Source organism: Enterococcus mediterraneensis, assembly GCF_900604485.1.
Lineage (GTDB): Bacteria > Bacillota > Bacilli > Lactobacillales > Enterococcaceae > Enterococcus_C > Enterococcus_C mediterraneensis.
The window spans coordinates 1-3,301 of sequence record NZ_UWOP01000003.1 but is presented as its reverse complement, the minus strand read 5'-3'; the positions used below and the strand labels follow the sequence as shown (position 1 = coordinate 3,301).

Annotated in this window: 4 protein-coding genes; 2 read left to right on the top strand and 2 right to left on the bottom strand. The window is 32.9% G+C overall.

The genetic code is table 11. The features are described 5' to 3' along the window. Positions 1 to 324 precede the first annotated feature (324 nt). Complete coding sequence (locus tag EFB00_RS13380; protein WP_002345767.1) at positions 325 to 1,299, top strand: replication initiation protein; 975 nt, start codon at positions 325 to 327, stop codon at positions 1,297 to 1,299. A gap of 399 nt (positions 1,300 to 1,698) precedes the next feature. Beyond that, positions 1,699 to 1,860 carry a hypothetical protein gene (locus tag EFB00_RS13520; protein ID WP_002336585.1) on the top strand — a complete coding sequence of 54 codons (162 nt, stop codon included), beginning with the start codon at positions 1,699 to 1,701 and terminating at the stop codon, positions 1,858 to 1,860. Between the two features lie 67 nt (positions 1,861 to 1,927). Here EFB00_RS13520 and EFB00_RS13375 read toward each other — a convergent pair whose 3' ends face one another. Together EFB00_RS13375 and EFB00_RS13370 are read right to left on the bottom strand one after the other, a co-directional pair. Beyond that, on the bottom strand, positions 1,928 to 2,356 hold the full coding sequence (locus EFB00_RS13375; protein WP_122647344.1) for an Hsp20/alpha crystallin family protein: 429 nt from the start codon (positions 2,354 to 2,356) through the stop codon (positions 1,928 to 1,930). 99 nt (positions 2,357 to 2,455) lie between these two features. Then, the gene (locus EFB00_RS13370; protein ID WP_002336587.1) at positions 2,456 to 2,710 is read right to left on the bottom strand and encodes an epsilon-antitoxin; all 255 of its coding nucleotides are present in this window, start codon (positions 2,708 to 2,710) and stop codon (positions 2,456 to 2,458) included. Between the last annotated feature and the right edge of the window lie 591 nt (positions 2,711 to 3,301).

The window sequence follows — 3,301 nt, the reverse complement described above, 5'->3', positions numbered from 1 at the left end:
TTTGGTTTTTTATTTGCAGTTTTGCAAAATTCGCGAACCTGTTTATCTAAAAAAATGAGCTTTTTTAGGCGGGAAATTTTGCCCCCCTCTTTTATAATCTCTTTTTAAACCTCTTTTAAACCTCTTTACCGTCGGCTGTATCCCACGCCCCTCAAGGGATTCAGGGCTTTATGAAGGTCATTTTGTCTGTTTATGAAGGTCATTTTGTCTGTTTATGAAGGTCATTTTGTCTGTTTATGAAGGTCATTTTGTCTGTTTGAGTGTCTTTTTATAAATGACTTGACTTTTAAATTATGTCATTTATAATCATTTTGAGGTGATTACATGGCAAATGAAATTGTGAAGTACCATCATGAATTAAATACGATTCCCTTACGGAAATTCACACCAGTTGAAATGAATCTGTTCTTCTCTATTGTTTCTAGAATGCGTGAAAAAGGCGATAAAACCGTTCGATTTACGTTTGACCAACTGAAAGATTTAAGTAACTATAAAGCGACTGCTAACGTTCGGTTTGTAGATGATTTAAAAACAACCTACGAGAAAATCTTATCTTTGCGTTTTGGTCGTAGAAGTGAATCTGGACTTTCCTACGAAATGTTTGTAATGTTTACTAAATTCAAAATCAATGGCGATACTCCTGAACCCTACGTAGATATTCAAATTTTTGAAGATGCTTTGCCTTTGCTAAATGGTTTAGATTCTTGGGTACGTTATTCTCTCCAACAATTCAACGAGCTGCAAAGCAGCTACTCTAAAACGATGTTCCGCTTGTTAAAACAATTCCGAACCAAAGGATATGCCTATTTTTCCAAAGAAGATTTTCATGAGTTGCTAGATATTCCTAAAAGCTATAAGCAACCTGATATAGACAAGAGAGTTATTAAGCCTATCCGTCAAGAACTAACCGCAATCTTCAAAGGTTTAACAATTAAAAAGAAATATGGAAAAGGTCGTGGTAAGCCCGTCATTGGCTATCAATTTTCGTTTAAACCGGAAATCAAGCAAGCAGACGACTTTAACAAACATGCACCAACCAAAGAAGAACAAAATAGAGCGTTAGCACAAGCGGATAAACAAAAAGAATACGAGCAACAACCAACAACGATTGACGAGAAAATTTTAGAAGCAAAAAGAAAAGTTGAGCTACTTGAACAACTCAAAGAGTTAGAAAAAAAAGAAAAACAAGACACAAAAAATCAGACACCTACAGAACAAAAAAAATCAAAAAGTGATTCGCAACTTTCCGAAAAAGACAAACAAGATTTACTAAATGGACTTTCAAATTTTGGAAAATAATTTCACTGATTTTTTCAAAAATGGGGATTGGGGCAACGCCCCAAAAATAAAAAGAATCGTCTGAAACGAGGAACAAATTAAAATGCAAATTTTAGTTGTGACCGAGTGGAAGATGATTACTTTTTACCGTAAGTGTGTACACACTTACTAAGCTCGCTACAAAGAAATATCTATCTGCATAGAAACATGAGCGTAGCGAATTTTAACAAACACGCTTGACGGAAAAAGAGTACAGTTTCACGTGAGTGATCTGTACTCTTTTTTAGCACGATAGACACCAAAATATTTTGGTGGGTATAAGTGCGCCCTTAGCACAACGTAGAAAAAATTCGGTAGATTTTTTTACTGCGTATAAGTGCGCCCTTTGGTATATAAAAATGATAGAAAAGGAGTGGTACTATGTTTCAAGCTATAGCTTTTGAAACTGAAAGACTGAAATTCTGTGCTGCAACACCAAATGATATTAATATAATTAGAGATAATTACTTATCGGAAAAGTATGGTTATCAAGATCAAATTATTTATTCGATTTTAGATAGTGAATGGAGAAAGAAAAAATAATTTATTTTTACGAAAAAAAGGCGTCTATAAAATTTTATAGACGCCTTTTTTCGTAATTTTTTAATTACTACTCAATTGGAATAGCTTTTTTTATTTCTTTGTTACTATCTTTTGGCAAGGTTAGTTTAAGAATTCCCTCTGAATAAGAAGCCTTTATTTCGTCTTCTTTAACATTTTCTAATAAATATTGACGTCGGACACTTGTTAAACTACGTTCGCTACGAAGCAACCTTCCTTTTTTATCTTCGGTTTCTTTATCAATTTGGTGTTGGGCACTAATTGTTAATACTCCGTTTTCGTAAGTAACTTGAATGTTTTCTTTAGGAATACCAGGAAGTTCAGCTTCTACAAAATATTCATTATCAGTTTCATGAATATCTGTTTTGATTAAATTTGGCTTAAAATCATTGAATAAATTACGACTAAAGTCTTCAAAAAAATTAAAAGGTGTCATGTTATATGCGTCTGAGTTACGTTGTTGAATCTCGTTTGACATAACGATCAATCCTTTCTATATTTTCTTTTCAATTATTATTTTAGTCAAAAAAGGTCAGTTTTCAAGTATTAAGCTATTTGAAAATTGTGAAATTATTTTTCATGTGATGCTATCAGCATATTTTTTTATCGCTCGTAAATACTCATGATAGGCTTCTAGTTCTTCAAGAGATAATTTAAATAAATTAATTTGATTCATGTTTGATAATTGATTTAGTAAGTTTGTTTGTGGGTTTTTAGAATCACTTTTATCGAATTCATTATTTAAAACAAAGTTCAACATTTTTGAGTGAATTGCTGATTGAAATTCATTGATTATCTCGATTTCAAATGTTTTTCTGTAATCTAATGTCATGGTGTTTGCTCCTTTCTGGTTTCGCTTTGCTCAACTAAACATTTACTTTTAATTAAACAGACTTCGCTAGTTTAATCAAAAGTAAACGTGCGAATAAAAAGCAAATCATTTTTAAAGCTCATAAAATGTGTTCTAAGGCGTTTTAACGATCATACCGACAACTAAACGGAATAAACACTAAAACCTCTTAAAACGCAAAATATGACGTTTAAATGGTATTTTAGTTTGTATTGCTATCTAAAATCTGCTTTTGGGTTGTTAGGGCTTGCCCTGACCGCCTGAAAGGCGCCTAATGAACAAGAATTACCTGAAACCACTAAAACCGTCTTAGAGAGCCTTATATGGCGTTCTAAGACTAAACCAATTCGCCTTTGAACAACGGTTTTGATTTTGCCCTTAGCGAGTGAACGAAGTGAACGCTGCAAGTAAAATGTGAGAGCGTAGCGATCACTCCTTTTTTGTCTTTTGGTTTTTTATTTGCAGTTTTGCAAAATTCGCGAACCTGTTTATCTAAAAAAATGAGCTTTTTTAGGCGGGAAATTTTGCCCCCCTCTTTTATAATCTCTTTTTAAACCTCTTTTAAACCTCTTT